At 60.1% G+C, this 26861-nt stretch carries 22 protein-coding genes; 9 read left to right on the top strand and 13 right to left on the bottom strand.

Translation table 11 applies throughout. The features are described 5' to 3' along the window. Position 1: 1 nt before the first annotated feature. The 3 genes from ACP7AP_RS15085 to ACP7AP_RS15075 form a co-directional block, all read right to left on the bottom strand. The gene (locus ACP7AP_RS15085; protein WP_426035180.1) at positions 2-1417 is read right to left on the bottom strand and encodes a protein kinase domain-containing protein; all 1416 of its coding nucleotides are present in this window, start codon (positions 1415-1417) and stop codon (positions 2-4) included. After that, positions 1418-2158: a metallophosphoesterase family protein gene (locus ACP7AP_RS15080; RefSeq protein ID WP_426035178.1), complete on the bottom strand. Its 741-nt coding sequence runs from the start codon at positions 2156-2158 to the stop codon at positions 1418-1420. 296 nt (positions 2159-2454) lie between these two features. After that, positions 2455-3072, bottom strand: coding sequence for a helix-turn-helix domain-containing protein (locus ACP7AP_RS15075; RefSeq protein WP_426035176.1), 618 nt, complete (start codon positions 3070-3072; stop codon positions 2455-2457). Positions 3073-3219: 147 nt separating this feature from the next. On the opposite strand from ACP7AP_RS15075, the gene ACP7AP_RS15070 reads away from it, so the two are divergent. After that, positions 3220-3867: a DsbA family oxidoreductase gene (locus tag ACP7AP_RS15070; RefSeq protein ID WP_426035174.1), complete on the top strand. Its 648-nt coding sequence runs from the start codon at positions 3220-3222 to the stop codon at positions 3865-3867. Position 3868: 1 nt separating this feature from the next. Continuing rightward, entirely contained in the window at positions 3869-5065 is a 1197-nt protein-coding gene (locus ACP7AP_RS15065) for a multidrug effflux MFS transporter (RefSeq protein ID WP_426035172.1), read from the top strand. A gap of 61 nt (positions 5066-5126) precedes the next feature. Here the strand turns inward: ACP7AP_RS15065 and mfd are convergent, their stop codons facing one another. Together mfd and ACP7AP_RS15055 are read right to left on the bottom strand one after the other, a co-directional pair. Continuing rightward, positions 5127-8573 (bottom strand): transcription-repair coupling factor, encoded by a 3447-nt coding sequence (gene mfd, locus ACP7AP_RS15060; RefSeq protein ID WP_426035170.1) that lies wholly within the window; start codon positions 8571-8573, stop codon positions 5127-5129. 3 nt (positions 8574-8576) lie between these two features. Next, positions 8577-9101 (bottom strand): component of SufBCD complex, encoded by a 525-nt coding sequence (locus ACP7AP_RS15055; RefSeq protein WP_426035168.1) that lies wholly within the window; start codon positions 9099-9101, stop codon positions 8577-8579. A gap of 124 nt (positions 9102-9225) precedes the next feature. Between ACP7AP_RS15055 and hemB the strand changes: the two genes are divergently transcribed. The 3 genes from hemB to ACP7AP_RS15040 all read left to right on the top strand — a co-directional run bounded on the left by hemB (position 9226) and on the right by ACP7AP_RS15040 (position 12145). Continuing rightward, positions 9226-10236, top strand: a complete 1011-nt coding sequence (hemB, locus tag ACP7AP_RS15050) for a porphobilinogen synthase (protein ID WP_426035166.1) — start codon at positions 9226-9228, stop codon at positions 10234-10236. A gap of 84 nt (positions 10237-10320) precedes the next feature. Further along, a complete protein-coding gene (locus ACP7AP_RS15045) occupies positions 10321-10887 on the top strand; it encodes a YSC84-related protein (RefSeq protein ID WP_426035164.1) in 567 nt (188 codons plus the stop codon). A 223-nt stretch (positions 10888-11110) separates the two neighbouring features. Then, positions 11111-12145: a hypothetical protein gene (locus tag ACP7AP_RS15040; protein ID WP_426035162.1), complete on the top strand. Its 1035-nt coding sequence runs from the start codon at positions 11111-11113 to the stop codon at positions 12143-12145. Here the strand turns inward: ACP7AP_RS15040 and ACP7AP_RS15035 are convergent. After that, a complete protein-coding gene (locus tag ACP7AP_RS15035; RefSeq protein WP_426035160.1) occupies positions 12142-13002 on the bottom strand; it encodes an NAD(P)-dependent oxidoreductase in 861 nt (286 codons plus the stop codon). The two genes, ACP7AP_RS15040 and ACP7AP_RS15035, sit on opposite strands and share 4 nt — an antisense overlap. A 79-nt stretch (positions 13003-13081) precedes the next feature. Here ACP7AP_RS15035 and ACP7AP_RS15030 point away from each other — a divergent pair, with 79 nt between their 5' ends. After that, complete coding sequence (locus tag ACP7AP_RS15030) at positions 13082-15553, top strand: penicillin acylase family protein (RefSeq protein WP_426035158.1); 2472 nt, start codon at positions 13082-13084, stop codon at positions 15551-15553. Between the two features lie 28 nt (positions 15554-15581). On the opposite strand, the gene hflX is transcribed toward ACP7AP_RS15030, so the two are convergent. From hflX to dusB, 7 genes are all read right to left on the bottom strand, one after another. Next, positions 15582-16865, bottom strand: coding sequence for a GTPase HflX (gene hflX / locus ACP7AP_RS15025; RefSeq protein WP_426035232.1), 1284 nt, complete (start codon positions 16863-16865; stop codon positions 15582-15584). A 47-nt stretch (positions 16866-16912) separates the two neighbouring features. Continuing rightward, positions 16913-17146, bottom strand: coding sequence for an RNA chaperone Hfq (gene hfq, locus ACP7AP_RS15020; RefSeq protein WP_426035156.1), 234 nt, complete (start codon positions 17144-17146; stop codon positions 16913-16915). A 151-nt stretch (positions 17147-17297) separates the two neighbouring features. Further along, a complete protein-coding gene (locus ACP7AP_RS15015) occupies positions 17298-18695 on the bottom strand; it encodes a sigma-54-dependent transcriptional regulator (RefSeq protein WP_426035154.1) in 1398 nt (465 codons plus the stop codon). After that, entirely contained in the window at positions 18692-20902 is a 2211-nt protein-coding gene (locus ACP7AP_RS15010) for an ATP-binding protein (protein WP_426035230.1), read from the bottom strand. Before ACP7AP_RS15010 ends, ACP7AP_RS15015 begins: the two co-directional genes overlap by 4 nt. Positions 20903-21047: 145 nt before the next feature. Continuing rightward, complete coding sequence (locus ACP7AP_RS15005) at positions 21048-22415, bottom strand: response regulator (protein WP_426035152.1); 1368 nt, start codon at positions 22413-22415, stop codon at positions 21048-21050. Further along, entirely contained in the window at positions 22415-23500 is a 1086-nt protein-coding gene (locus tag ACP7AP_RS15000) for a two-component system sensor histidine kinase NtrB (RefSeq protein ID WP_426035150.1), read from the bottom strand. The genes ACP7AP_RS15005 and ACP7AP_RS15000 overlap by 1 nt, the downstream gene beginning before the upstream one ends. Next, positions 23497-24504 (bottom strand): tRNA dihydrouridine synthase DusB, encoded by a 1008-nt coding sequence (gene dusB, locus ACP7AP_RS14995; protein ID WP_426035148.1) that lies wholly within the window; start codon positions 24502-24504, stop codon positions 23497-23499. The genes ACP7AP_RS15000 and dusB overlap by 4 nt, the downstream gene beginning before the upstream one ends. Positions 24505-24696: 192 nt before the next feature. Between dusB and ACP7AP_RS14990 the strand changes: the two genes are divergently transcribed. From ACP7AP_RS14990 to ACP7AP_RS14980, 3 genes are read left to right on the top strand one after another with little or no spacing between them, the layout of a single operon-like run. Next, positions 24697-25821, top strand: a complete 1125-nt coding sequence (locus ACP7AP_RS14990; protein WP_426035146.1) for a bifunctional 2-C-methyl-D-erythritol 4-phosphate cytidylyltransferase/2-C-methyl-D-erythritol 2,4-cyclodiphosphate synthase — start codon at positions 24697-24699, stop codon at positions 25819-25821. After that, positions 25818-26321 carry a phosphatidylglycerophosphatase A family protein gene (locus tag ACP7AP_RS14985; RefSeq protein ID WP_426035144.1) on the top strand — a complete coding sequence of 168 codons (504 nt, stop codon included), beginning with the start codon at positions 25818-25820 and terminating at the stop codon, positions 26319-26321. Before ACP7AP_RS14990 ends, ACP7AP_RS14985 begins: the two co-directional genes overlap by 4 nt. 3 nt (positions 26322-26324) lie before the next feature. Next, positions 26325-26813 carry a CinA family protein gene (locus tag ACP7AP_RS14980; RefSeq protein WP_426035142.1) on the top strand — a complete coding sequence of 163 codons (489 nt, stop codon included), beginning with the start codon at positions 26325-26327 and terminating at the stop codon, positions 26811-26813. Positions 26814-26861: the final 48 nt, after the last annotated feature.

The raw sequence follows: 26861 nt of genomic DNA, 5'->3' as shown, positions 1-26861 counted from the left end.
GTTAAGTCGCCTCTGGCTCGCCAGTATCGCGCAGCCGGATCACGGTGACGGAACAGGCGGCTTCGGCCACCACTTTGGCTGACACTGAACCGAGGAACCGCCGCGTGCTGGAATGACCGCGCGCGCCCATCAGGATGTGATCGACGCGGGTGACTTCGGCATGGTCGATGATCGCCGTCGCCGGGTCGGTGTTTTCCAGAATGGTGTAGGTCAGGCGATCATCGGTCAGATCAATGCCCTCGGCCCAAGTCTTTAACCCGACAAGGCGTGCTACATGCAGGTTGGTGCCATCGGCGTCGGTGCTGGGATCAATGCCCAGCCGCGCGGTTTTGATCACATTGACGCAAGCGACGCGGGCATCGGGGCGATTGACCAGCATGCGTTTGATTTGCAGATAGATCGCTTGCGACAGCGGTTCCATCTCGGGCGACAGATCAACGGCGACCAGCAGGATCGGGGCGCGCTCGATTTGGGCCGCGACCGAGGGCGGGGCTGCGAAGGCTTTCAGATTGCGCATCTGCCGCCAGCGGTTGAATACGGTCAGCGCGGTGTCGCGCCCTGTCTTGTGGCCACGCGCCGTCAGGCGGATTTGCATTGGGTTTGCCAGATCAAAAATCATCTGGGCTGCGGATTGGTAGCGGTTGGCGGGATCGACTTCGAGCGCGCGCAGGATGATCTCTTGCAGCCATTCGGGGATGTCGGGGCGCAGCGCGCGGGGTGGCACCGGGTCGCGCCACAGGCGTTGTTTGACTTGGCTTAGCTTCTCGGGTTGGCCGAACGGCATCTTGCCCGTCGCCAACTCATAAATCATCGCGCCCAAAGCGTAGAGGTCGGAACGCAGATCGCCGCGTTGGCGCAGGTATTGTTCGGGGGCGATATAGGGGAAAGTGCCCATCGGGATGGTGAATTCTTCGGCCAGAAGGTCTGGCAACTGGTCATGGCGCGACAGGCCGTAGTCGATCAAGACCATCTCGCCTGAGGGCCGTTGCAGGAAATTGTCGGGCTTCAGATCAAGGTGGATCACATGCTGGCGGTGAATGTCATGCACGGCTTCGGCCATCCGGGCGGCCAGTTCAATCACCTCGGCCAAGGGGCGTGGCGCGCGTTTGAAATGCTGGAACATCGAGGCGCCGGGGATACGCTCGGTGACGATATAGGGCATCACCGCGAAATCGCCCTGCCCCATCACACGCGGCACATGAATTCCGGTCAGGCGCGGCATGATCATCTGTTCAACCTCAAACCCCACGATGGTCGGGCCGTCGTAGCCATCAAGGATGGTGGGGATTTTCATCACCATCGGCGTGCGATAGAGCGCGTGGGTGACATCCCAGATCGTCGCAAAGCCACCTTTGTGCAGTTGCTCACCCAAAGTGAAGCCGTTGATTTCCAAGCCCGGATGCGGTCTGACAGCCATTCAAATCCCCTTCATCAGACGCTGCGCCAGCGCCTCTGGCAGACCCGCCTCACGCGATTTGCGCGCCGTGGTGGTGGCATCATAGCCGACGCGGCGGAAGGTCAATTCATTGCGGCTGCGATCCAAGATCGCATAACTGGCCAAAGTGCTGCCATCGCGCGGCTGACCGACAGAACCGATCACGCCGAGCCAGCGCCGCGATTGCAAAAGCGGCATCGGGTTGCCGGGGGCGATTTCCAGATGATTGACGCGGCCCACCAGATCGCAACTGTATAGGGCGGCCCGGTGGACATGGCCGCAAAAGATCAGCCGCGCATCGCAGACCAGAAAGCTGGGCCGCGCGGTAGCGGCAGAGGTGACATAGAGCCAGTCGGCCGGATCATTCGCCGAGGCGTGGGTGAACAAGGTATCGCCATCCTGCACCGTCAACGGCAGTTCGGACAGTAACAGCTTTTGCCGCGCGTTCAGGCGGTTCACCGTCCAGTCGATCACCCGGCGGGCATTGGCGTTCAGGATGTTATCGGCGGTGCCTATGGCGCGGTCATGGTTGCCGCGCAAGGCTATAGCGCCCTTGGCGACGTGCGATTCGACCTGATCAATGCACCAGCCGGGATCGGGGCCGTAGCCTACGATATCGCCAAGGAACACCAGCCGATCAATCTGACGCTGCGCGAGGTCTGCCAAGACAGCCTCGAACGCCTCGCGATTGGCGTGGATATCCGTCAGCAAGGCCAGACGCATTGACTTCTCCCTTGCGCCACAGTGATATGGTTCAAAGCGCAGGGTCAAGGCAGCAGGTTTGGTGTGGTGGGCAAAGTTGCGAAACCAAAAGGGTTTTGCCAGATTTGGCCGCAGACAAATCTGGCCGCGCCTGCCTGCCCTGCGGCAGGCGCGATTGCGCCAGCGCAGTCAGGCGCGGCCAGATTGCATGCGATGGTTTGTTGGATGACGCCCCTTGCGCGACGGCGTTCCGCCTTACGCGCAACTCACCGGAAAACTCTGCCCCGCAGAGTTTTCGTTCGGTTCGGGTTGCGTTTTTACGCCAGCGACGTGACCCAAAGAATGGTCGCATCATCTTCCGACAGGCTGACCACGTTATGCCCCATCGAGGCATCATAATAGGCGCTGTCGCCGCGGCGCAGATCGACGGGCTCGTAAAACTCGGTGTAAAGCCGGATCACCCCGGTTAACACATAGAGAAATTCCTCGCCCTCATGGCGCACCCAGCCGTCGAAATCCTCCATCGCGCGGGCGCGGATGGTGGCGCGGTAGGGCAGCATCTGCTTTTTGGTCAGCGAGCCTGCCAGCAGTTCGTGCTCGTAGGTGGTGGTGGCATGGGCCTGCCCCTCACCGGATTTTGTCACCACAATGCGGCCCGAAACTTGCGGCGCTTGCGCGGGCGTGAACAGTTGCGGCACCGAGATTGCCATGCCCTGCGCGAGTTTCTTCAGGGCATCGTAAGTCGGCGACATCTGGCCGTTTTCGATCTTCGACAGGGTGGATCGCGCCAGACCCGCCTGCACCGAGGCCTGTTCCAGTGTCCAGCCCTTGGCTTTGCGCAACTCACGCACCCGGATGCCCAAATCGAGCGGCTCCGGCACGGTTTGGCCGGAGTCGCGGGCGATACGGATCATGCGTTTGGGGTCACTAGACATGGCTTTCCCATACGGCATAGCCGCCTTGCGTGCAACCAATGCAACAGGGCTGTGCGTGGATGGCGGATTGCGGCGGCGGGCGGATGGCGGTATCGAACTGAACCATTCGGTTTGAATAGCCCCCTGCGATGTTTTCGGAGCCTTGCGATGATCCGCCTTGATATTTTCTCTGATCCGGTGTGCCCGTGGTGCCTGATCGGCAAAGCCCATCTGGACCGGGCGTTGGAAGCCCATGCCGATCATCCGTTTGTGATTGCATGGCATCCGTTTCAGTTGAACCCGGATATGCCCGCCGAGGGGGTGGAAAAGCGCGCCTATCTGGCCAAGCGTCTGGGCGGTGCGGCCAAGGTTGATGCGATCCATGACCGCCTGCGTCAGATTGCCAAAGCGGCGGGCGTGGCGATGGACCCTGATAAGCCGGAGATGCTGCCCAAGACGATGAACGCGCACCGCATGATCCATTGGGCGGGAATTGAGGGCAAGCAGGCAGCGATGGTATCGGCTTTGTTCCGGGCCTATTGGCGCGATGGCCGTGATATTGGCGATACCGAGGAACTGGTCGATATTGCCGAGGAAGTCGGGATGGACCCGGCGGCTGTGGCGCGGCTGCTTGCCACTGATGCCGATATGGATGATCTGCGCGCCCGCGATGTCGATGCGCGTAAAAAAGGCGTCACGGCGGTGCCAACCTTTCTGATCGCCCAACAATATGTCGTCTCTGGCGCGCAACCTCCCGAGGTTTGGGCGCAGGTGATCGAAGAACTGGTGGCCAAAGCCACCGAAGAAAGTAAGTGAAATGACCCCGACCAAACGCATATCGCAGGGCGAGTTTATTGCCCTGACAGCGGCGCTTTTCGCCATGGTGGCGATCTCGATTGACGCGATGCTGCCGGCTTTGCCGCAGATTGCCAGCGCTTTGTCGCCCGATGCGCCGAACCGGGCGCAGTTGGTGATCACCAGTTTTGTGTTTGGCATGGGGCTGGGGACGCTGTTTGTCGGGCCGTTGTCGGATGCTTACGGGCGCAAGCCGGTGATCTATGCGGGTGCGGGGCTTTATGCGCTGACGGCGCTGGCCTGCTATTTCGCCAATTCGTTGGACACTTTGCTGATCGCCCGCGTGCTGCAAGGCATGTCGGTGGCCGCAGCGCGGGTGGTGTCGATGGCGATCATGCGTGATCAATTCAAGGGCCGCGAGATGGCCAAGATCATGTCGTTCGTGATGATGGTGTTCATCATGGTGCCTGCGGTGGCACCACTGATGGGGCAAGGCATCATCGCATTGGCGGGCTGGCAGAGCATTTTTCTGGTCTACATCCTGATCGTCGCGGTGATCATGCTGTGGTTCGGGTTGCGCCAGCATGAGACTTTGGCTGTGGAACACCGCCGCCCGCTGGATTTTTGGGTGCTGGTGGCGGCGACGCGCGAATTGTTCACCCATCGCATCGTGGTGGTTTCCATCGCAGCGCAGACCCTGACCATGGCGGCGTTGTTTGCCAGCCTTTCGTCGATGCAGGGAATTTTCGAGCAACGCTTTGAGCGCGCCGAAAGCTTTCCGCTATGGTTTGCGTTCATTGCGTTGGGCTCGGCCTCGGGCAGTATCATCAACTCGCGCGTGGTGATGCGGATCGGGATGCGGCCAGTGATCATGATGGCTTATGCATCGGTGCTGGCGCTGACTTTGATGCTGCTGGCGCTGATTGCCACGGGCACGATGCCCGAGGTTCTGGCGTTTCCGCTGCATATTGTCTGGAGCATTGGCCTCTTTTCGATGATGTCGATGACGATGGGCAACCTGAATGCGCTGGCGATGGAGCCTGTCGGCCATATCGCGGGCTTGGCGGCCTCGGTGATGACTTCGGTGGCGACGGTGGCTTCGGTGGTGCTGGCGGTGCCGGTCGGGCTGATGTTTGACGGCACCGCTTTGCCGCTGATGGCGGGGGTGGCGGTGTTTGTTGCCGGGGCATTGGCGCTGATGCAGTTGATCAAGCGCTGATCTATAGGTTCGATCTGTGATAGCGCGCCCTTTGCGGGGCGCGCTTTTTTCATGGCTGGTGTCAGCCTTTGGGCTTGACGATCTTCTCAGCCAGATCGCGGGCGATGTTGAACGCACCCTTGATGCGGTCAGAGTCCGATTTCATCTCGCCCATCAGCACGATCTTGTTGCCGTTGATTTTCGCCGCCGGACCCTGCGCTTTGATGAACTCCACCAGCCCCGCCGGATTGGCGAATTTGTCGTTGTGAAACTTCACGGTGGCACCCTTGGTGCCTGCGTCGATGCGGGAAATGCCCGCACGTTTGCACATCGACTTGATCCGCACGATCAGCATCAGGGTGTTCACTTCCTTGGGGATCGGGCCGAAACGGTCAATCAACTCAGCCGCGAAACCTTCCAGTTCAACCTTGGTTGCGAGGCTCGACAGCCTGCGATAGAGGCCCAAACGGATATCCAGATCAGGGATGTAAGCCTCAGGGATCATCACCGGCACGCCGAGGTTGATCTGCGGCGACCATTGGTCATCGACGGCGCTTAGGCCCTGCAATTCGCCGGATTTGATCTTGGCAATCGTTTCTTCCAGCATCGCCTGATACAGCTCGTAGCCGACTTCCTTGATATGGCCGGACTGTTCCTCGCCCAGCAAGTTACCCGCACCGCGCAGATCAAGGTCGTGGCTGGCAAGGTTGAACCCTGCACCCAGACTATCGAGTGACCCCATCAGTCGCAGGCGCTTCAGTGCCTGCGGTGTCAGCGGCGCGCGAGGTTTTGTGGTGAGATAACAATAGGCTCGGGTTTTTGAGCGCCCTACCCTGCCCCTGATCTGGTACAACTGTCCAAGTCCAAACATATCGGCGCGGTGGACGATCATGGTGTTGGCGCTGGGAATATCCAGACCGGATTCGACGATAGAAGTGGCGATCAGCACATTATATTTGCCGTCGTAAAATTCGTTCATCCGCTCATCGAGATCGCCCGCCGCAAGCTGGCCGTGGGCTACGACATAGCTGACCTCTGGGACATGAGTTTTCAGGAAATCCTCGATCTCGTGCAGATCAGAGATGCGGGGGACGACGTAGAAACTTTGCCCGCCCCGGAAGCGTTCGCGCAGCAGCGCCTCGCGGATGGTGATGGTGTCGAATTCGCTGATGTAGGTGCGGATTGCCAGACGATCGACCGGCGGGGTGGCGATAATCGACAGATCCCGCACCCCGGTGAGGGACAGTTGCAGCGTGCGCGGGATGGGCGTGGCGGTCAGGGTCAGCACATGGACCTCCGCGCGCATTTCCTTCAGGCGTTCTTTGTGGGTGACGCCGAAATGCTGTTCTTCGTCGATCACCAACAGGCCGAGGTTTTTGAAGCGGATGGCTTTGGCGAGCAGCGCATGGGTGCCGATGACGATATCGACCCTGCCCTCGGCCATTTCAGTTCGGGTGATGTTGGCGTCTTTGCTGGACACGAACCGCGACAGTGGTTTGATGTTGATCGGAAAACCCCGGAAGCGTTCCACAAAACTGCGGTAATGCTGGCGGGCAAGCAGGGTTGTGGGGCAGATCACCGCCACCTGCATCCCCGACAAAGCCGCCACAAACGCTGCGCGCATCGCGACTTCGGTTTTCCCGAACCCCACGTCGCCGACGATCAGGCGATCCATCGGGCTGCCTTTTTCCAGATCGGCCACCACATCGCCGATGGCGGAAAGCTGGTCGTCGGTCTCAGTGTAGGGGAAACGGGCGGCGAAAGCCTCCCATATCGAGTGTGGCGCTTCCAGAATCGGGGCGTGACGCAGGGCGCGCTCAGCCGCGATGCGCATCAGTTTGTCGGCAATCTCGCGGATGCGCTGCTTGAGTTTCGCCTTCTTCGCCTGCCATGCGCCGCCGCCGAGACGGTCGAGCAGACCTTCTTCATGGCCGTAGCGCGACAGCAGTTCGATATTCTCGACTGGAAGATAAAGTTTAGCGTTTTCAGCATATTCCAAGGCGACGCAGGCATGCGGCGCGCCCAACGCGGTGATGGTCTCTAACCCCAGATAGCGGCCAACGCCGTGTTCGACATGCACCACCAGATCGCCGACGCTTAAAGTATCGACCTCGCGCAGGAAGTTGTCAGCCTTGCGCTTTTTGCGCGGTTTGCTGACCAAACGGTCGCCCAACACGTCTTGTTCCGAGATCACCGCAAGGCCGGGGGCGGTAAAGCCCGCCTCCAACGCCCAAATCATCAGGTAAAGGCCGCCGCGTCCTTCGGGCAGATCGCGGAAGTCTTTGATTTCCCTTGCGCTATGCAGACCTTGATCGTCAAGCAAGCCTTTAAGACGCTCGCGCGCGCCATCGGACCAAGAGGCGATGATGACCTGTGCATCTTGAGACAATGCTTTAATATGTGCTGACAGCGCACTGAAAAGGCTGACGTTTTCTTGCTGACGTTCTGGCGCGAAGCTGCGGCCAATTCGGCCTTGGGCATCCAGCACCCCCGGCCCCGGCGCTTGCGGCAGCGGCGACAGTTGCACGACGCGGTGATCGGCCACGGCGGCTTCCCATGCGGTGTCGTCGAGATAGAGCAGGCCCGGCGCGGAGGGTTTATAGACCGAATCCATCCGGCCCTTGGCATGCATCGCCTCGTGCCGTGCATCATATTGGTCAGCGATGCCTTCCCAACGCGACAGGCGGGCGGCGGTGACTTGATCATCCAGCAGGACCGAAGCCTTTGGCAGATAGTCGAAAATCGTCTCAAGCCCTGCGTGGAAAAACGGCAGCCAATGCTCCATGCCTTGATGTTTGCGGCCAGCGGAAACCGCTTCATACAAAGGATCATCCGAGCCGCCCGCGCCAAATTCGACGCGGTAATTCTGCCGGAACCGCGAAATTGCGGCATCGTCCAAGATCACCTCGGACATCGGCGCGAACTCAACCGCTTTCAGCTTTTCGGTGGTGCGCTGGGTCACGGGATCAAAGCGGCGCGCGCCATCCAGCACATCGCCAAAGAAATCCAGCCGCACCGGGCCACCTTCGCCGGGTGGGAAAATATCAACAATGCCGCCACGAATAGCGAAATCACCCGGTTCGGCGACGGTCGAGACGGGCGAAAAGCCCATCCGCGCCAGAAAACCCTTCAGTTGCCGCTCGTCCACGTGATCACCGACGCGGGCGACAAAAGACGCGGTTTGCATGACGCTACGGGCAGGCAGACGCTGCATGGCGGCGTTCAAAGTGGTGAGCAGCACGAACGGGCCGTTAAAGCCCGAGGCCAAAGCCGCAAGGGTGGACATCCGGCGGGCCAGAATCTCGGGGTTTGGCGAGATGCGGTCGTAGGGCAAGCAATCCCAAGCGGGCAGATCCAGCACCACGGTTTTGGGGGCCATGACGCTTAATGCGGCGCGCATCGCCTCCAGGCGTTTGTCATCGCGCGCGATGTGCATAACCGGGGCACCACGCGCAAGTTCGCGGGCCAGCAGCTTGGCGTCATAGCCTTCGGGCGCGCCGCCCAGAATGATCCGGTCAGCGCCCGCCATGGCCTACCCCAACACGCCGATGTGCAAATTGGCATACATGCCGAACATCGAGGTCACGAAAATCGACACCATGCCAAGGGCTTGCGTGGCGATCCTGTGACGGATCAGACGACGGTGCAACGCCTCACCGCTGTTCTGACCACCGACGATCAGGCCAGCGGTGCGCAAAGACATCAGCGACAGCATGCTCATCGGCACCAGCAGGAACAGCACGGCTTGGGCGAATTCAACCTTATAATACACCGCCAGAACCAGCAGCGCGGTCAAAATAAAGCACAAAAACGCCACCAACCAGACTCCGGCGGTTTGCGCGATAAATAGCATCCGCCCGGTGTTGATCCGCACCAGAACTTCCAGATCATCCTGCAACGTGCCACCCTGACGCCGCGCGCGACTGATCAGATCGAACGGCACGCCCAGCACCCAATGACTGGCCGACGACCACATCACTGCCAGCATGATCCAATACCACAGGTTTGAGAACGACCGCATGTCGATCAATTCAAACAGGACTTGATACAAATTCACCTTAAGCCCTCATTGCCTTTAGCCTGCCTTTACCTGCGCCCGAATGTCTGCTTGAGACGTCGCTCTTTCCATGTCAGGCAGTGACACCAACCGCAAGCCTTTTTGCCAGTCTTAGGATAGACCGATGCGCCCGATTTCTGCTCCGACCCCGACCAACCGTTTTCGTCGTCTGCGCACCAGCCCAGCTTTGCGGGCTTTGGTGCAGGAAAATACCCTGACCGTGGGTGATCTGATCTGGCCCGTGTTCGTGCGCGATGGCGTCGGAGTGACGGAACCTGTGAGCTCAATGCCAGGGGTTAATCGGTTGTCAGTGGATTTGGTGGTAAAAGCGGCGGAGGATGCGGCGGCTTTGGGGATTCCGGCGATTTGCCTGTTTCCGTACACCGACCCCAGTTTGAAAACCACTGGATGTGAGGAGGCTTGGAACCCTGACAATCTGACCAACCGGGCCATTCGGGCGATCAAGGCAGCCGTGCCGCAGATTGCGGTGATGACGGATGTGGCGCTTGATCCCTACAGCGCCAACGGCCATGACGGCTTGGTTAAGGATGGCATCATTCTGAACGACGAATCCGTTCTGGCCTTGGTGAAGATGGCCTTGGTGCAAGCCGAAGCGGGCGCGGATATTCTGGGGCCGTCGGATATGATGGACGGGCGGATTGGGGCGATACGCTCTGCTTTGGAAGCGCATGGGCATACGAATGTCGCGATCATGTCTTATGCGGCGAAATATGCCAGCGCGTTTTACGGCCCGTTCCGCGATGCGGTGGGGGCTTCGAGTGCGCTGAAGGGCGACAAGAAGACCTATCAGATGAATCCGGCCAATGGCGATGAAGCCTTGCGGATGATTGAGCGCGATCTGCGCGAGGGGGCCGATATGGTGATGATCAAACCGGGGATGCCGTATTTGGATATCTGCCACCGGGCGAAAGCGATGTTTGGCGCGCCGACCTTTGCCTATCAGGTGTCCGGCGAATACGCGATGATACAGGCCGCTGCGCAAAACGGCTGGATTGATGGCGACAAAGCGATGGTTGAAAGCCTGATGGCGTTCAAACGTGCCGGTTGTGATGGGATTTTGACCTATTTCGCGCCTCGGGTGGCGAAACTGCTCGGCGGAGGCGCGCTTGCCTAAGCGGTGACGGATGACAAGCCGCCGAAACCGCGCTAATCTTTGCGCAACGGGGTCACAGAACCCTTGTGAGGCATGAGGGCGGATATGACAGATTTTTCCAGACGCGGCTTTTTGGCGTTGACCGGCGTGGGCTTGGTTTCGGCCTGCCAGAATACGGTGATCGGCAATGGCGTGGGCTCGAACGGCGGCGCGCAGATTGATGCGCGGGTGCGGGAGACGCAGGCCTATCTGTTTGGCAAGTTTCCGGGCACCCAACAGTTGGCGAACCGCTCCAGCGGGATTTTGACGATGCCTTTGGTGACGGAAGCTGGCTTTGGCTTTGGCGGTGCTTACGGGCGCGGCGTGTTGGAGATCAAGGGCGCCAAGGTGGATTATTATTCGGCCACCAAAGCCTCGATCGGCTTTCAGATCGGCGCGCAACAATACGCCCATATGTTGTTTTTCACCACTGATCAGGCGTTGCAGGACTTCCGCCGTTCGCCGGGATGGGCGGCCAGCGCCGATATCCGCTATGCAACACCGGATGAGGGTGGTTCGATTGGCAAAGAGACCACCGAGCTTGACCCGGTGATCGCTTTCGTGTTCGGCCAGCAGGGTTTGATGGCGGGGGCGACGCTGTCTGGGGTGAAATATACCCGGATCATCGTCTAAGCAGCCACCCGCGCGCAGCTTTTTCGTGCGTTTCAGATCAAAGGCTTAGCGGTTGCTGTTTAGGAATTGCCAAGCAACTGCTTTGCCAAACCATTGCTGGTTCGGTGCGCGTTTTGTAAGCATTTTGGCGACACGTCTGACGCTTGCATGAATTTTGCAACTGCCCTAAGCTTCACACAGATTTGATATTTTTATTCTTTGCCCGACATTTTGGGAGGTTTTCATGGCATTAATTGATGATTATATCGCCGATTTAGCAAATATTCAGCGTCTTTATGAAGCAAATTGGGTGCTGCCCTATGCGAATGCCTATGTGGTCGCGCATACCTCGTTTAAGGAAACGCTGCAATCGCAGGCTGATCTGGATAAATTCAAGCTGGACCTGTTCCTGACGGCTGCAACCATTGGTTTTGGGGCCGGGATGGGCGCGATTTTTGGCAAGGCGGCGACGGTTGCCTCGGTCGCGGTGGATCAGGCGTTGACGCAAGTGTGCAATCGCAACATGCAGCGCACCTTTAATCTGATGGCTTCAATCTCGGCTTCGGTTCCCGGCACCTTCATTGTCGAGCAGGTTTGGGCCGAGGTCAGCACAAAAATCGGGGCTGCGGCCTCGGCGCAGGTTCAGGCGATGGTGACGGCGGCACCTGTCACGGCTGGGGCTGTGCAAAATCCGCAAACCTTGCAAAACGACATGCAGCTTTATGTGTTGCGCGCGGTTGCTGCCGCCCATGCTGTGGCACAGGATATTCGCGACCATCTCACCATGACGGCGAATGAGAAAGACGCCAGTGCGCGCGCGATGCGGGCCGCGAGGTTGTTCAGCGGCGCACCGACCCGTGATATCATCGGCGCGCGGCAGGTTGCCGCCGATACGATGGAGCTTGGCTTCTATATGGCGCTGGTGATGGACGCAGATTATATTGAGGAAACCTACAACGACCCCGACACACGGGTCGGTGGACGCGCAATAAGTGAGCGCAGCCGGGTCGGTCAGGTGACACAATTAACCACAGCACAGGACTACCCGACCTGGGGCCACGGGCTGGGAGTGACGCCCGATGGCGGTATTCGCCGTATTGCCTACGATCGTCCCGGCAGCCGCATCGTTGACCGGATCAATACGCTGCATAATGCCAAGTTCCGCATGGACTTTATGGCAAACGGATGGTTCGACAATGACATGGGCGGGCGCGACATTGCGCGCGCCGAACTGACGCTTCAAGCGTTGAACTGGCTGGTTTTGGCGCGACCGCTTTAGCGCAAGCGCCGGATCAGGCTGGAGGTGTCGTGGCGTCCGCCGCCCATCCGCTGCACGTCCTTGTAGAATTGATCGACCAAAGCGGTCACTGGCAAGCAAGCTCCGATCTGGTCGGCGGCTTCCAGACAGATTTTCAGATCTTTGCGCATCCAATCCACCGCAAAACCGTGATCGAATTTATCCGCCAGCATGGTTTTGTGGCGGTTGACCATCTGCCACGAGCCAGCAGCGCCCTGAGAAATCACCTCGACCACCGCTTCGCCATCGAGACCAGCTTTCTCGCCAAAAGCCAAAGCCTCGGCCAGCCCCTGCACGAGCCCGGCAATGGCGATCTGGTTCATCATTTTCGCCAACTGCCCTGCCCCGCTTTCGCCCAGAAGCCGACAGATCCGGGCATAGGCGGCGATCACCGGCTCGGCTTTGTCGTAATCCGCCTGCGCGCCGCCGCACATCACCGAGAGCACGCCGTTCTCTGCGCCGGCTTGGCCGCCCGACACCGGAGCATCGACAAAGCCAAGGCCTTGCGCGAGGGCTATGGCCGACAACTCGCGCGTGACCGCCGCCGAAACCGTGGTGTGATCGACGAAGATCGCATCCTTCATACCGGCAAAAGCGCCATCCGGGCCAAGACAAATGCTGCGCAGATCGTCGTCATTGCCAACGCAAGCCATCACAAATGCGGCACCATTTGCGGCCTCTCGCGGCGTCGCCGCTGAAGCCCCGGCATGCTGCGCCACCCAAGCGGCCGATTTCGCCGGATTGCGGTTATAAACCGTGACTTGATGGCCCTTGGCAGCAAGATGCCCCGCCATCGGCGCGCCCATCACCCCAAGGCCCAAAAACGCCAGTTTTGCCATGATCGCCTACCCCGCATTGCCCCTATTCTGGCTTTGGACTAGGAAGGCAATCAACCTCTGCCGTCAAGGACTCCGCCCTATGTTGACCGCCTTCCGCTGGCTTATGCGCATCTTCACCGGGCTGATTGCTTTGGGGCTGCTGGCGGGGGGGCTGGTCTATTATGTGCTGACCCGCAGCCTGCCCGACTATAACGAGGATTTCACCCTGAAGGGCATCACAGCCCCGGTGGAAATCGTGCGAAATAACAATGATGTGCCGCATATTTTCGGCAAGACCGAGGAAGATGTCTATTTCGCTTTGGGATTCGCCCATGCGCAAGATCGGCTGTGGCAGATGACGATGCTAAGGCGCACGGCGCAGGGTCGGCTGTCAGAGATTTTCGGGCCGCGCACCGTGAAGATTGATGAATTGGTGCGGCGATTGGACATTTACGGTCTGGCGCAGCAATCGGTGAAGGTGCAGGACAAACGTACGACTTTGGCACTGCAGGCCTATGCGGCGGGGGTTAACGCATGGATTTCCCAAGTTAATCTTGGCGCGCGGGGCCGTGGCGCGCCAGAGTTCTTCTTCTTTTCAAATGAGATCGCGGCGTGGTCGCCTGCGGATTCTTTGGCTATTTTGAAGCTGATGGCGCTGCAACTGTCCTCGCATCTGGAGGATGAGGTTTTGCGCGCACAGATGTCGCTGGTGCTGCCTGCCGCGCGTCTCAGCGATATTCTGCCCGATGATCCGGGCCAAGGTGTCGCCGCCCTGCCCGATTACGCGAGCTTAATGCCGGGGGTATTCTCGGGGGCTGTGACCAAGACCGCCTATCTCGACACGCCTTTGTCGCCGTTTCATTCCCGCGATTTTGCCGGGGCCTCGAATGCTTGGGCGGCGATGCCGGGCAAGGCTGCGGCGGGCGGCTCGCTGTTGGCCAACGATCCGCATCTGGGGCTGACGGCACCGTCGATCTGGTATCTCGCCCGGCTGCAACTGCCGACCGGCGGAGTGATTGGCGGCACGATTCCGGGGATGCCGCTGGTGCTGGTGGGTAGGTCCGAGCGTTTGGGCTGGGGGCTGACCTCTAGCTATCTCGATGATCAGGATGTGGTGATCGAGAGGATTAACCCTAAGAATTCGCAGGAGTATCTCACGCCGGAGGGGCCGAAGAAATTCACCTCGCGTCAGACGATTTTGAACATCAAGGGCGAAGGCCCGGTGACGCTGACGCTGCGCTGGTCAGAAGCCGGGCCGATCCTGCCGGGCTCGCATTACGATCTGGCCTCGGTGACGCCTGCGGGCTCGGTTGCTGCGCTGGAATGGACGGCTTTGTCGGGTGCGGATACGTCGATGACTTCGGCGATGAAACTGATGTCGGCAGGCTCGGTCGCAGAGGCGATTGAGGCGGGCAAAGGCTTTGTCGCCCCCTCGCAGAACCTGATGCTGGCGGATGCGAATGGCATCGCGCTGCAAACCATCGGCGCGATGCCTGCGCGCGATCCGGCGAATGCAACCCAAGGCCGGATGCCCGCGCCCGGCTGGCAAGGTAAAAACCGCTGGACCGGGATGCTGCCCTATGAGGATAATCCGCGATTCGTGAACCCAACCAGTGGCTTGCTGGGCAACACCAACAACAAGACGGTGGATCGACCGTTTCCGCTGCATGTGTCGTTTGACTGGGGCGACACCCAACGGATTCAACGCTGGCTGGCATTGATGAAAACCCGCGAGGTGCATACCCGCGACAGTTTCATCGAGGCGCAGTTGGATACCGTCAGCCCCACCGCGCGCAACCTGTTGCCGCTGATCGGCGCGGATTTGTGGTTTACTGGCGCGGCTGCGGCGGAAGGCACACCCGAGCGTCTGCGGCAGAAGGCCCTCGATCTGATGGCAAAATGGAACGGCGAGATGAACGAACATCTGCCCGAACCGCTGATCGCCGAAGCTTGGCTGCGCGCCTTGCAAGACCGTCTGACCCGCGACGAGATCGGCCCCTTGGCGGATCAGTTCAGCCACCCCGAGCCGGTGTTTATCGAGCGGGTTTACCGCAATATCGGTGGCGCGTCGGTGTGGTGTGATGTGGTGCAATCGGCAGCGGTGGAAACCTGCACCGACATCGCACGCATCGCCTTGGATCAGGCTTTGCTTGAATTATCCGAGACTTACGGCCCGAATGTCGAAAGCTGGCGCTGGGGCGACGCGCATCAGGCGACGCATGATCACCCGGTTCTGGGCGATGTGCCTGGCTTGCGCTATTTCGTCAACATCCGGCAATCGACCTCGGGCGGTGACACCACTTTGCTGCGCGGGCGGACCAAAGGCACCGGCCCGAACCCATATCTGAACGTCCATGCGGGCGGCTATCGCGGGGTGTATGATTTCGCCGACCCGGATTCATCGGTGTTCATCCAAGCCACCGGGCAATCCGGGCATCCTTTGTCGCGGTTCTACGATGATCTCAGCGAATTGTGGCGGCGCGGCGAGTATATCCCGATGTCGCTCGACCCGGAACTGGCACGGGCCGGTTCTGTAGGGGATACGATCCTGACTCCGGAAGCGCCGCAATAACAAAGCATTGCGGCGCTATCTTCAGGTATCACTTGAACTCGCGGTAGCGCCCCTGTTGGCGCTCGGTCCATAGCACGGTGATCTGCCAGCCTGCGTCATCTTGGGTTTCATCAACCACAATCCCAGCATCATGCAGCCACGAGCGCCGCTTGCCATCGGAAAAGCCAAGTGCCAGCACCGCTTGCGATTTTTCCTCCTCAAACGCGGTAGAGGCGGCCTCAAGCAGCGCCGCAACCCCTTCGCCTGTCAGCGCAGAAACCGGGAAAACCCCTGCCCGATTGGTGGCTTGCACCAACAGAGCCTCGCGCTGGCTGGCATCGACGAGGTCAAGCTTGTTCCAGACCTCAAACATCGGCACGGCTTTGTTGACGCCCAGTGATGTCAGAATATCCCCCACATCGGCAGCCTGTTCGGCGGATTCGGTATGGCTGATGTCGCGCACATGCAGGATCAAATCGGCTTCCAGCACCTCCTCCAACGTGGCACGGAAGGCGGCGACGAGTTGGGTTGGCAGCTCAGAGATGAAACCCACGGTATCCGAGGCAATCACTTTGCGACCTGACGGCAGCACCACCCCGCGCATGGTCGGGTCCAAAGTGGCAAACAGCATGTCCTTGGCCAAAACCTCGGCCCCGGTCATATGGTTAAACAAAGTCGATTTTCCAGCGTTGGTGTAACCCACCAAAGCCACCAGCGGGAACGGCACTTTGCGGCGCGAGGCACGGTGCAGTTCACGGGTCTTGGCAACGCGGTCCAGCTGCCGTTTCAGGCGGATGACCTGATCGTCAATCGCGCGACGGTCGGATTCGATCTGGGTTTCCCCCGGCCCGCCGACAAAGCCAAAACCACCACGCTGACGCTCTAAGTGTGTCCAAGCCCGCACCAGACGGGTGCGTTGGTACGACAAAGCCGCGAGTTCGACCTGCAGCACGCCTTCACGGGTGCGCGCGCGGTCGGCGAAGATCTCAAGGATCAGACCAGTGCGGTCTAACAGCTTGACGCCCCATTCTTTTTCCAAATTGCGCTGCTGCACCGGGGTGACCGGACCATCGACCAAGACAAGGTCAATCTCCAGCCCATTCATCATGGCTTTCAGTTCCTCGACCTTGCCCGAGCCGAACAAAGTCCCCGGCTGCACCCGTGGCAGGCGCACAACTTCGGCTCCCAACACCTCCAAACCGGGCAACGCGGCGGCCAGACTGACCGCCTCGGCCAGCCCGTGTTCGGGCAAGCGCCGCGATTTCACCGACTTCAGATCGGGGTGCAGAACATAGGCGCGCGTCGGAGCCGCTGCCGTTTCATAGGCGTCGATGCCACCGTCGGCAAACGGCCAATCGTCATCTTCTGGAAGATCAGGGATCAGTCTTCACCTTCATAAAGGTTAACCGGGCCACCCGGCATGATGGTTGAGATCGCATGTTTATAGACCAGCTGCGATTGACCATCGCGACGGAGCAACACGCAGAAATTGTCAAACCAAGTGATGACACCTTGCAATTTAACCCCGTTGATCAGGAAAATCGTCACCGGAACCTTGGATTTCCGCACGTGATTGAGAAACGCGTCTTGCAAATTTTGTTTGTCTGTGGCCATTTTTTCTTATCCTTATCGCCAGTCGCACCGAAAAGCGCGCCCTATCGCGCCCCGATGTTTAACTATGTCGCGCAACTTTGGCAGATTCCAGCGCAAAACGTCAAAAACGCCGCCGACGTTCCTGATTTGGATTCTTTCTGCAACACTGGGCTTAGTCTTCGTCCGCGTCATCGCCGCGCCCGCCGGATTTGCCGGTGGTGACCACGCCCAAAGACTTCAACTTGCGGTGCAAGGCTGAGCGTTCCATGCCAACAAACCCGGCCGTGCGGCTGATATTGCCGCCAAAACGGTTAATTTGGGTCAGCAAGTATTCGCGCTCAAACACTTCGCGCGCCTCACGCAAAGGCAGGGTCGCCATCGCGCCCCCCAGCACCATGCGCCCGCCGGTATCCGTTGGCGCTTCCTGCCCCGGCAATTCGCGCGCCTCAATCGGGCCGGTGCCGTCGCCCAGGATGAGCACGCGCTCGATCACGTTGCGCAGTTGGCGGATGTTGCCGGGCCATTGCATCGTCTGCAGCATTGCCTCGGCTTCTTCGGTCAGCTTGCGCTGCGGCAGACCCTGAGTGCGGTGGAACATATCGACGAAAGTCGTTGTTAATTCAGGAATATCCTCGCGGCGCTCTGCCAAGGACGGCACGGCGATGGGCACCACGTTCAGTCGATCATACAACTCTTGCCGGAACCGCCCAGCCGCAATTTCGGCGCGCAAATCGCGGCTGGTCGAGGAAATCACCCGCAGGTCGACGCGGATTTTATCAGAGCCTCCGACCCGCATGAATTGCTGATCGGTCAGCACGCGCAGGATTTTCGATTGCGTTCCAAGCGGCATTTCCGCCACCTCATCAAAGTAAACAACGCCGCCATGACCTTGTTCCAACAGACCTTTTTCGACACCACGATCCGATGTTTCGCGGCCAAACAGCACTTCCTCCATCCGGTCGGCGTCAATCGTGGCGGAAGACACCGAGATGAAGGGCGCGCTCGCGCGGTTGGAATTGGAGTGGATGAAGCGGGCGGCCATCTCTTTGCCCGCCCCCGCAGGCCCGGCGAGCATCACGCGGCCATTGGACTTGGTGACCTTTTCCAGCTGTGATTTCAAGGTTCTAAACGACGGACTTGATCCAATCATCTCGGACGAGCTGACATCGCGCCGCCGCAGATCAGCGTTCTCGCGGCGCAGGCGTGAGGTTTCCATCGCTCGGCTGACCACCACCATCAACTGATCAATGTTGAACGGCTTTTCGATGAAATCATAGGCGCCCTGCTTGATCGCGGCGACGGCGATTTCGATATTGCCATGGCCCGAAATGATCACAATCGGGATATCCGGGTTGTCGCGTTTGACGGTTTTGAGGATGTCGATGCCATCCATCCGGCTGTCCTTCAGCCAGATATCGAGGATCATCAGGCTGGGTGCCTCGGCGTTGATTTCAGACATGCAATCGTCAGAATTTGCTGCAAGACGAATGGTATAGCCTTCGTCCTTCAGAATATCACCGATCAGTTCGCGGATGTCTTTTTCGTCGTCAACGATCAGAATATTGCTCATTTTTCCCCCTGGCCGGTTTGGCCCGTGTTGCGTAAGCCCCGTTTGCGCGGAGCGCGTGGCAGGTGGATCACCGCCATCGCTCCGCTGTGGGCGTTGTTTTCAAAGACGGGCGCATCTTCAAGTGTCAGCGTACCGCCATGTTCTTCAATGATTTTCTTCACGATAGGCAGACCCAAGCCAGTGCCTTTTTCGCGGGTGGTGACATAGGGTTCAAACAGACGCGCGCGGTCGGGCGGAAGACCAATGCCGTTGTCCATGATGCGGATCACGGCTTCGGTCTCATCCACCGTCAGGCTGACGCGGATTTCGGGTTTGTGATTTTGGGGATTTAACTTTTCATGCAGGGTTTCAATGGCTTCTCCGGCATTCTTAATCAGGTTTGTCAGCGCCTGCCCGATCATCGTGCCGTCGAGTTCCATCATCAGCGGACCTTCAACCAGCGTGCGGCGAAAGCTGACTGTGGGTTGACCGTTTTCTTGCAACATCACGGCAGCGCGCAACAGGGCCACCAGATCGGTCTCACGCCTGTCCGGTTCTGGCATGCGGGCGAATTTGGAAAACTCATCGACAATGCGGCGCAAGTCATTGGTTTGACGGATAATAACCTCGGTATACTGATCCAGATCCTCAGGGTCTTGCACTTGCGATCTGAATTTGCGTTTGATGCGTTCGGCGGAAAGCTGGATCGGCGTCAGCGGGTTCTTGATCTCATGCGCGATGCGGCGGGCGACGTCGCCCCAAGCCGCCATGCGTTGCGCCGAGACCAGTTCGGTTACGTCGTCAAAGGCCACGACATAGCCTTCCAGCCGCCCGGACTCGCTGCGGCGCACCGAGACGCGGACCAAAAGGCTTTCAAGCTTACCCTTGCGGGTCAGGCGGATTTCTTCTTGCACTGCGGAGCCGCCAATGTCTCGCAGACGCTCAAACAGGGCGGCAAATTCCGGGACGGCGGCAGCGAGTGGCACCTCTGCGGCACCATCGGTGAGTTCAAGCAGACGTTCGGCGGCGCGGTTGGCGAAATCAATATTGCCCTCGGCATCCAGACCGATCACGCCAGCGGTGACGTTGGAAAGTACAGAATCGAACAGCCGGCGGCGTTGTTCGGTTTGGCGATGGCCATCCAACAGTGCTTCGCGCTGTCCTTTAAGTTGATGCGTCATCTGGTTGAAAACGCGTGACAAAGTGGCTATTTCATCATCGCCTTCTTCCTCGATCACCTGCACATCGAGATCGCCTTGGCTGACGCGACCGACGGCATAGGCCAAGCGCCCGACCGGACGGCTGAGGCGTTCGGCGAACCACAGGCCAAGCCACACGGCGGCCAGAACCAAAATCAGCGCGAAGCCGAGATACAACAAGCCAAAGTTGAACAGGATCTTGCCACGCTCGGATTCCAGTTGCTGATAGAGCCGGACGGTTTCCTTGGTCTCATCCAAAAGTGACAAAATTCCGCCATCGACCTTGCGCGAAACATAAAGGTAGCGGTCGGCGAAGGCATCGAGATGCACCAAAGCGCGGAATTCGTCGTTGGCCCAATCCTGGATCACCACCACTTCGCCGGATTTGGCCTTGCTAAGTTCCTCGGGCTTGGGGGGTTCAAAATCGAACAGATAAGATCGCTCGCCTCGGGTCTTCAAGGTGGCGGTGCCGTCGATCAGATAGACCTCTTTCATGCCGCGCTGAATAGCGGCCTGACCTTGGGTCAGGATCGGGCGCACCTGATCGTCTTGCAGGAAAAAGGTCTTTTGCTTGGCGAGGTTCAGGAACGCGCCAAGCGCCGAGGCATCGTCTTTCAGCGCCTTGGTCTGCTCGTCTTCATAGGCTTGCGCGGCGGTTAAGGAGGCCGAGACCACATTGCTGACGCGGTCGGAAAACCAGCCTTCAAGGCCGATGTTCACGGTCAACACGGCAAAAACGGCGACCAGAATTGTCGGCACCAGTGCCACGAAAGCGAAAACGCCAGTAAGGCGCAAATGCAGCGCAGAGCCTGCGGATTGCGAGCGGCGATCCGCGATCATCCGCATCACGCGGGCCATCACCAGCCCTGCCACCACTAGGATATAGACCATATCAGCGAGCAGGATCAGCCGCAGGTTTTGCGACGACGCGCCCAGATTGAACGGCCCCAGCGCCAGAAACGTCGCCACCGCCAGCATCGGGCCAAGGAACACCAGCCCAAAGGTCAGCCCGTTTTGCACGCGCCGCATCCGGCGCAGGCGCGCCAGTTTGGCCCATGTCAGACTGCGGTAAGCGCCTTGCACGTATCCCCCTTTGCGCGGGGAGTGTCGTCCCCGCCACAGGCCATGTGCTTTTCGCATCACATGACGCGCGAAGCACTGCCCTGTGGCGGTTTTACATCAGCTTACGCCGCCGTGTCACGCGGATATCGAGGTCTGTGATCTTCTTACGCAAGGTATTGCGGTTGATGCCCAACAGATCGGCACATTTGGCTTGGTTGCCGCCAGTGGCGTCGAGGGCGATTTCGATCAAAGGCACCTCCATTTCGCGCAAAATCCGGTCGTAGACGCCCGGAGGTGGCAGTTGGCCGCCGTGCAGATCGAAATAGCGCTGTAAATGTCGCGCCACTGAGGCCGACAATTTTTCGCCGTCCATGCCACCGGATCGGCTGATTTGCACCGGCTGAGTGGCACCGAGAGCCTGCTCAATCTCGATTTTGGAGATCTCCGGCTCGGTTGCGGTGACAAGCAGGCGTTTCAGCAGATTCTCCAACTGCCGCACATTGCCCGGCCACGGATAGGCGCGGACAATCGCCATCGCTTCGGGCGAAAGGCGGCGTTGCAGGCCCATGTCGCGCTCGCCGCGCGCAAGGAAGTGTTCGGCCAGAAGCGGGATGTCTTCGACACGTTCGCGCAAGGGCGGCACTTGCAGGGTGACGCCACCGAGACGGTAGAACAGGTCTTTGCGGAACACCCCGGCTTCCATCTTTTGCCCCAGATCGGCTTGGCTTGTGGCCATGATGCGCGGCGCGTGGTCGCCCATCACGTCGAGCATCCGCACGAGGCGGGCTTGCGCGTCTTCGTCGAAATCGGAAACCTCATCCAGCACAAGGCTGCCACCTTTGGCGCGGGCCAAAAGCGTGGCGATGCCATCTACGCCGGCCAAATCCGCGGCTTGTGCGGTCACAAAAGGCTGGCTGCGACGGTCCGAGAAATCGTGAACGGCGCGGGCGATCAGAGATTTGCCGGTGCCGGATTCGCCGGAGATCAGCACGGGAAGATCGGCGTTCATCACCCTTGCGACCAGCCGATAGAGGGCCTGCATTGAGGGCGTGCGACCAACCAAAGGCAGATCGTCGCCCATTTCGCGCGGGGTCAGGCTGGGTTTTGGCGCATGACGTTTGAGGTCCAAGGCGCGGGCGGAGCGTTTCATCAGATCGGGCAGATCGAAGGGTTTGGGCAGATAGTCGAATGCCTCGGCCTCGGCGGCTTGGATCGCCGTCATGATCGTATTCTGCGCCGAAATCACGATCACCGGCAGACCGGGGCGCAGTTGCGCTATGCGTGGCAGGGCCTCAAGGCCGTTGCCGTCGGGCATCATCACGTCTGAAATCACCAGATCGCCTTTGCCCTCTTCAACCCAGCGCATCAGCGTCATCAGGCTGGAGGTTGCATGCACTTTACACCCGGCGCGGGTCAGCGCCTGGGTCAGAACGGTGCGGATGGTGCGGTCGTCATCGGCGACAAGAATGGTGCCATCCATCAGTGGGACTCCTCGGGTAGCCCGCGGGGTGCGAGCGGTAGGGAAATGCGGAAAACGGTGCGACCGGGGGCGGAATCAACCGAGATCCAGCCTTCATGGTCGGAGATGATTTTTGAGACCAAGGCGAGACCAAGGCCGGTGCCGTTCTCGCGGCCAGAGACGAAAGGCTCGAAAACATCGGTGGCGATGCCGGGCGGGATGCCGGGGCCGTCGTCAATGATCTCAACCTGTAGCGGCAGAGTGGAGCCGGAACCGTCTTTACGGCGGCGTCGCAAGCTGTGGTCGTAGAACGTATGCAGTCGGATGGTTCCGCCTTTAGAACCAGCAGCTTCCGAGGCGTTCTTCAACAAGTTCAGGAAGACTTGCATCAGTTGATCATTGTCGGCGAAGGTCGCTGGCAGTGAGGGGTCATAATCTTCCACGATGCTCATATGTACGCCAAAGCCGACCAGAGCCGAGCGGCGGGCGCGATCCAGCGCGTCATGGATGTTGACGGCGCGGCGGGCTGGTGGGCGCAGGTTGCCGAATTGCTCAACCTGTTCCAGCAGTTTGACGATGCGGCGGGTTTCCTCGACGATCAGGTCGGTAAGCTCTAAATCTTCCGGGCCAAGCCCCATCGCCAGCAGTTGGGCTGCACCCGAGATACCTGCGAGCGGGTTTTTGATCTCATGCGCCAGCATTTCGGCCATGCCGATGGCGGATTTTGCCGCAGAGGTGACTTGCATAGATCGGCCGAGGCGTTCGGCAATCTCACGCGGCGAGATCAGCAGCAGCACGCAGCCCGCGCTGTCTTGCAGCGGGGCCATTTGCAGCGCGCATTGCACCGGGGCGCGCTCGCCTGTGGTCACGTCAGCCTCGGCGATGAACAAGGGCGATTCGTGGGCGTGGACGCGGGCAAGGGCATCTTCCATCGGGGCGTCGATCGACAAACGGTCCAGCAGCGGTTGACCGACGAGGCTTTTGGAGGACGCGTTCAGGAAGGTCTCGGCGGGCGGGTTGACGTCAAGGATCAGGCCGGTGGGGCCGATCAGCAAGGCGGGCAGCGGCAAAGACGCCCAAAGTGCTGCGCCATTGAACTGGGTCATGCGGCCACCTCACGCGGTTCGGTGAAGCTGTCGCGGATCAGGGCGCGGACGGTGGCGGGGGTGGTGGCGGTCAGGATGGCATCGCGGCTGGTTTGGATGCCTGCGGATTGCAAATACCAGCCGAGGTGTTTGCGGGCGACGCGCAGGCCAAGGTCGGGGCCGTAAAACGCCAGCATATGATCGTAGTGCTCGATCACCAGATCGGCGCGGTCTGCGCCTTGCGGGATTTGCGGCGCGGGCGTGCCATAAAGCGCATGGGCAATCTCGGCCAGCCGCCAAGGTGCGCCTTGCGCGCCGCGACCGACCATGACGCCGTCGGCTTGCGAGAGCGTCAGCGCTTGTCTGGCCGTCGGCACATCAACAATATCGCCATTGGCAATCACTGGCACCGACACGGCGGCTTTCACCGCAGCAATCGCGGCCCAATCGGCGTGGCCTTTATAGAATTGGCAGCGGGTGCGGCCGTGGATGGTGATCAGCTGCACCCCTGCCGCTTCGGCGGATCTGGCGATTTGCGGCGCGTTTAGGCTGGCATCATCCCAGCCAAGGCGGGTTTTCAGCGTCACCGGGACCGTGACCGCATTGACCACCGATTCGATCAGCGCCAAAGCCAGTTCGGGTTCTTTCATCAGCGCCGAGCCACAAGCACCGTTGCCGCCCGCAGCCGTCACCCGTTTGGCGGGGCAGCCCATGTTGATGTCGATCACCTGCGCGCCTTGGTCCTGCACATAGCGGGCGGCTTCGGCCATCCAATAAGGGTCGCGACCTGCAAGCTGCACCGAAGTTGCGGCCTCGGAAAACCCCAGTTCGGCACGCGCCCGTGCAAGGGGCTGCGCTTTCATCACTTCTTCGGACGCAATCATCTCAGACACCACCAAGCCCGCGCCAAAGCGCGCCACCATCCGCCGGAACGGCAGATCGGTGATGCCCGCCATCGGTGCCAGAATCACCGGGGGGTGCAGAAACAGTGTGCCTAATGACAGAACGCCGTGAGAGGGGGACATTGCGGCTCCTTTGGCTGGAACATGCGCTTGGACGGGGGGTTCGCCAAGGGCTGGTCTTCCACTTTATGCCCTATTTCTAAGCAATGCATAAATATTAGGCTGTTGTGCTGCATTTCGCGACCAGTTCGGCATTGGTTGGGGCAGATTGTCAGACTTACGCCGCTGGCTTAGATAGAGCGAAAAGGAAACAGCATGACAACAGCTGCGATCATCACCGCTGCGGGGCGCGGCTTGCGTGCCGGGGGGGCCATGCCGAAGCAATGGCAGCTTTTGGGCGGGCTTGCGGTGGCGGCGCATGCAGTGGCTGCGTTTGAGGGCATGCTGCGGGTGCTGGTGGTGCATCCCGAGGATCGCGCACTGGTCGAAAGTTTGGGGTTGGATGTGCTGATTGTGGACGGCGGGGCGTCACGGTCGGCTTCGGTGCGCAATGCGTTGGAAGCTTTGGCGGGGCGCGGGATCGCCCATGTGTTGATCCATGACGGCGCGCGGCCTTTGGTGTCTGGGGCTGTGATCGCCTCGGTGATCGGGGCACTCGATCAGGCAGATGGGGCGGCACCTGCGCTAGCGGTGACGGATGCGTTGTGGCGCGGTGCTGCGGGGTTGGTGGTGGGCACGGTGCCGCGCGAGGGGTTGTTTCGGGCACAGACGCCGCAGGGCTTTCGTTTCGAGGCGATTTTGGCGGCGCATCGGGCGCATCCCGGCGAGGCTGCCGATGATGTGGCGGTGGCGCGCAGCTATGGCTTGGATGTGGTGATCGTTGAAGGCTGCGAGGATAATCTGAAACTGACCTATCCCGGCGATTTCGCGCGGGCTGAGGCGATCTTGAAGGGGCGGCAGATGGATCTGCGGGTGGGCAATGGCTTTGATGTGCATGGGTTTTGTGACGGCGACGGGGTGTGGCTGTGCGGAGTGAAGCTGCCGCATGGTCGCGCGCTGCTCGGCCATTCCGATGCCGACGTTGGCATGCACGCTTTGACAGATTCGATCTATGGCGCTTTGGCCGAGGGCGATATTGGCCGGCATTTCCCGCCCACTGATCCGCAGTGGAAGGGCGCTGCGAGCAAGATTTTCCTCGCCCATGCGATGCGCTTGGCACGGGCGAAGGGGTTTGCCTTGGCGAATTGCGATGTGACTTTGATCTGCGAGAAGCCCAAGGTGGGGCCACATGCCGAGGCGATGCGCGCGGCTTTGGCTGCAATCATGGAGGTGGCGGTGGAGCGGATTTCGGTCAAGGCCACAACTTCAGAACGGCTGGGCTTCACGGGGCGTGAGGAAGGTATTGCCGCGATGGCGACTTGCGCTTTGGTGCGGGCATGAGATTGACGCGGGTTCTGGCGATCTGGTTTGGCGCGGGGCTGCTGCGGCCTGCGCCGGGGACATGGGGATCGCTGGTCGCGGTGATCATGGCGCTGTTGATCGACCGTTATCTGGGGTTTCCGGTGCTGCTGGTGGCAACGATTGCCGTCACCGTCTTGGGGTTCTGGGCGGTTGGCGTCGAGTTGCGCGACACGCCCACCGCCGATCCGTCAGAGTTTGTGATTGATGAAGTGGCGGGCCAGTGGATTGCGCTGCTGTTTTCCTCGGCGGCGTTCTGGGGGCGGGGCCATGAGGGGTTTTTGCCCTACCCTGCCCCGATTGCGGCGTTTTTGTTCTTCCGGTTGTTTGACATCTGGAAGCCGTGGCTGGTGGGCCGGGCGGACCGGCGGCATGATCCGGCGGGGGTGATGCTTGACGATCTGTGGGCGGGGTTGTTTGCTGGGGGGGCTTCGATTGTGGCGGCTGCGGCCTATCACATTCCGCTGATCTTGAGGGGGTAAACGATGACGGCGGACCTTTTGCGGCTGGCGCGCTATTGGGGCTACCGGATTGCCACGGCGGAAAGCTGCACGGGGGGCATGGTCGCGGCGGCGCTGACCGATGTGGCGGGATCGTCAGAGATGTTTGATCGTGGCTTTGTCACCTATTCCAATCAGGCGAAGACCGAGATGCTGGGCGTTTCGCCAGCTTTGTTGGCCGAGTTTGGCGCGGTGTCGGAAGCGGTGGCGGCGGCGATGGCCGAGGGCGCTTTGCGCCATTCTCAGGCCGATCTTGCGGTATCAACCACCGGGATTGCCGGGCCGGGCGGGTCGGAATTTAAGCCCGAGGGGCGGGTTTGTTTTGGGCTGGCGGTGAAGGGCAAGCCTGTGGTGGTCGAAACGGTGGAGTTTGGGGCTTTGGGGCGGGACCGGGTGCGGATGGCAGCGCGGGATCATGCCTTGGCGATATTACTGCGGGCGATGGCGGTGCGGCTGACGCAGAGCGGGGGCTAGCCCCCACACCCCCAGAGTATTTTTGCCAAGATGAAACAAATTTTAGAT

It is taken from the genome of Cypionkella sp. TWP1-2-1b2, assembly GCF_049896245.1.
Lineage (GTDB): Bacteria > Pseudomonadota > Alphaproteobacteria > Rhodobacterales > Rhodobacteraceae > Cypionkella.
Note: the sequence above shows the minus strand (reverse complement) of the source record. Positions and strands in the feature narration are given on the sequence as shown.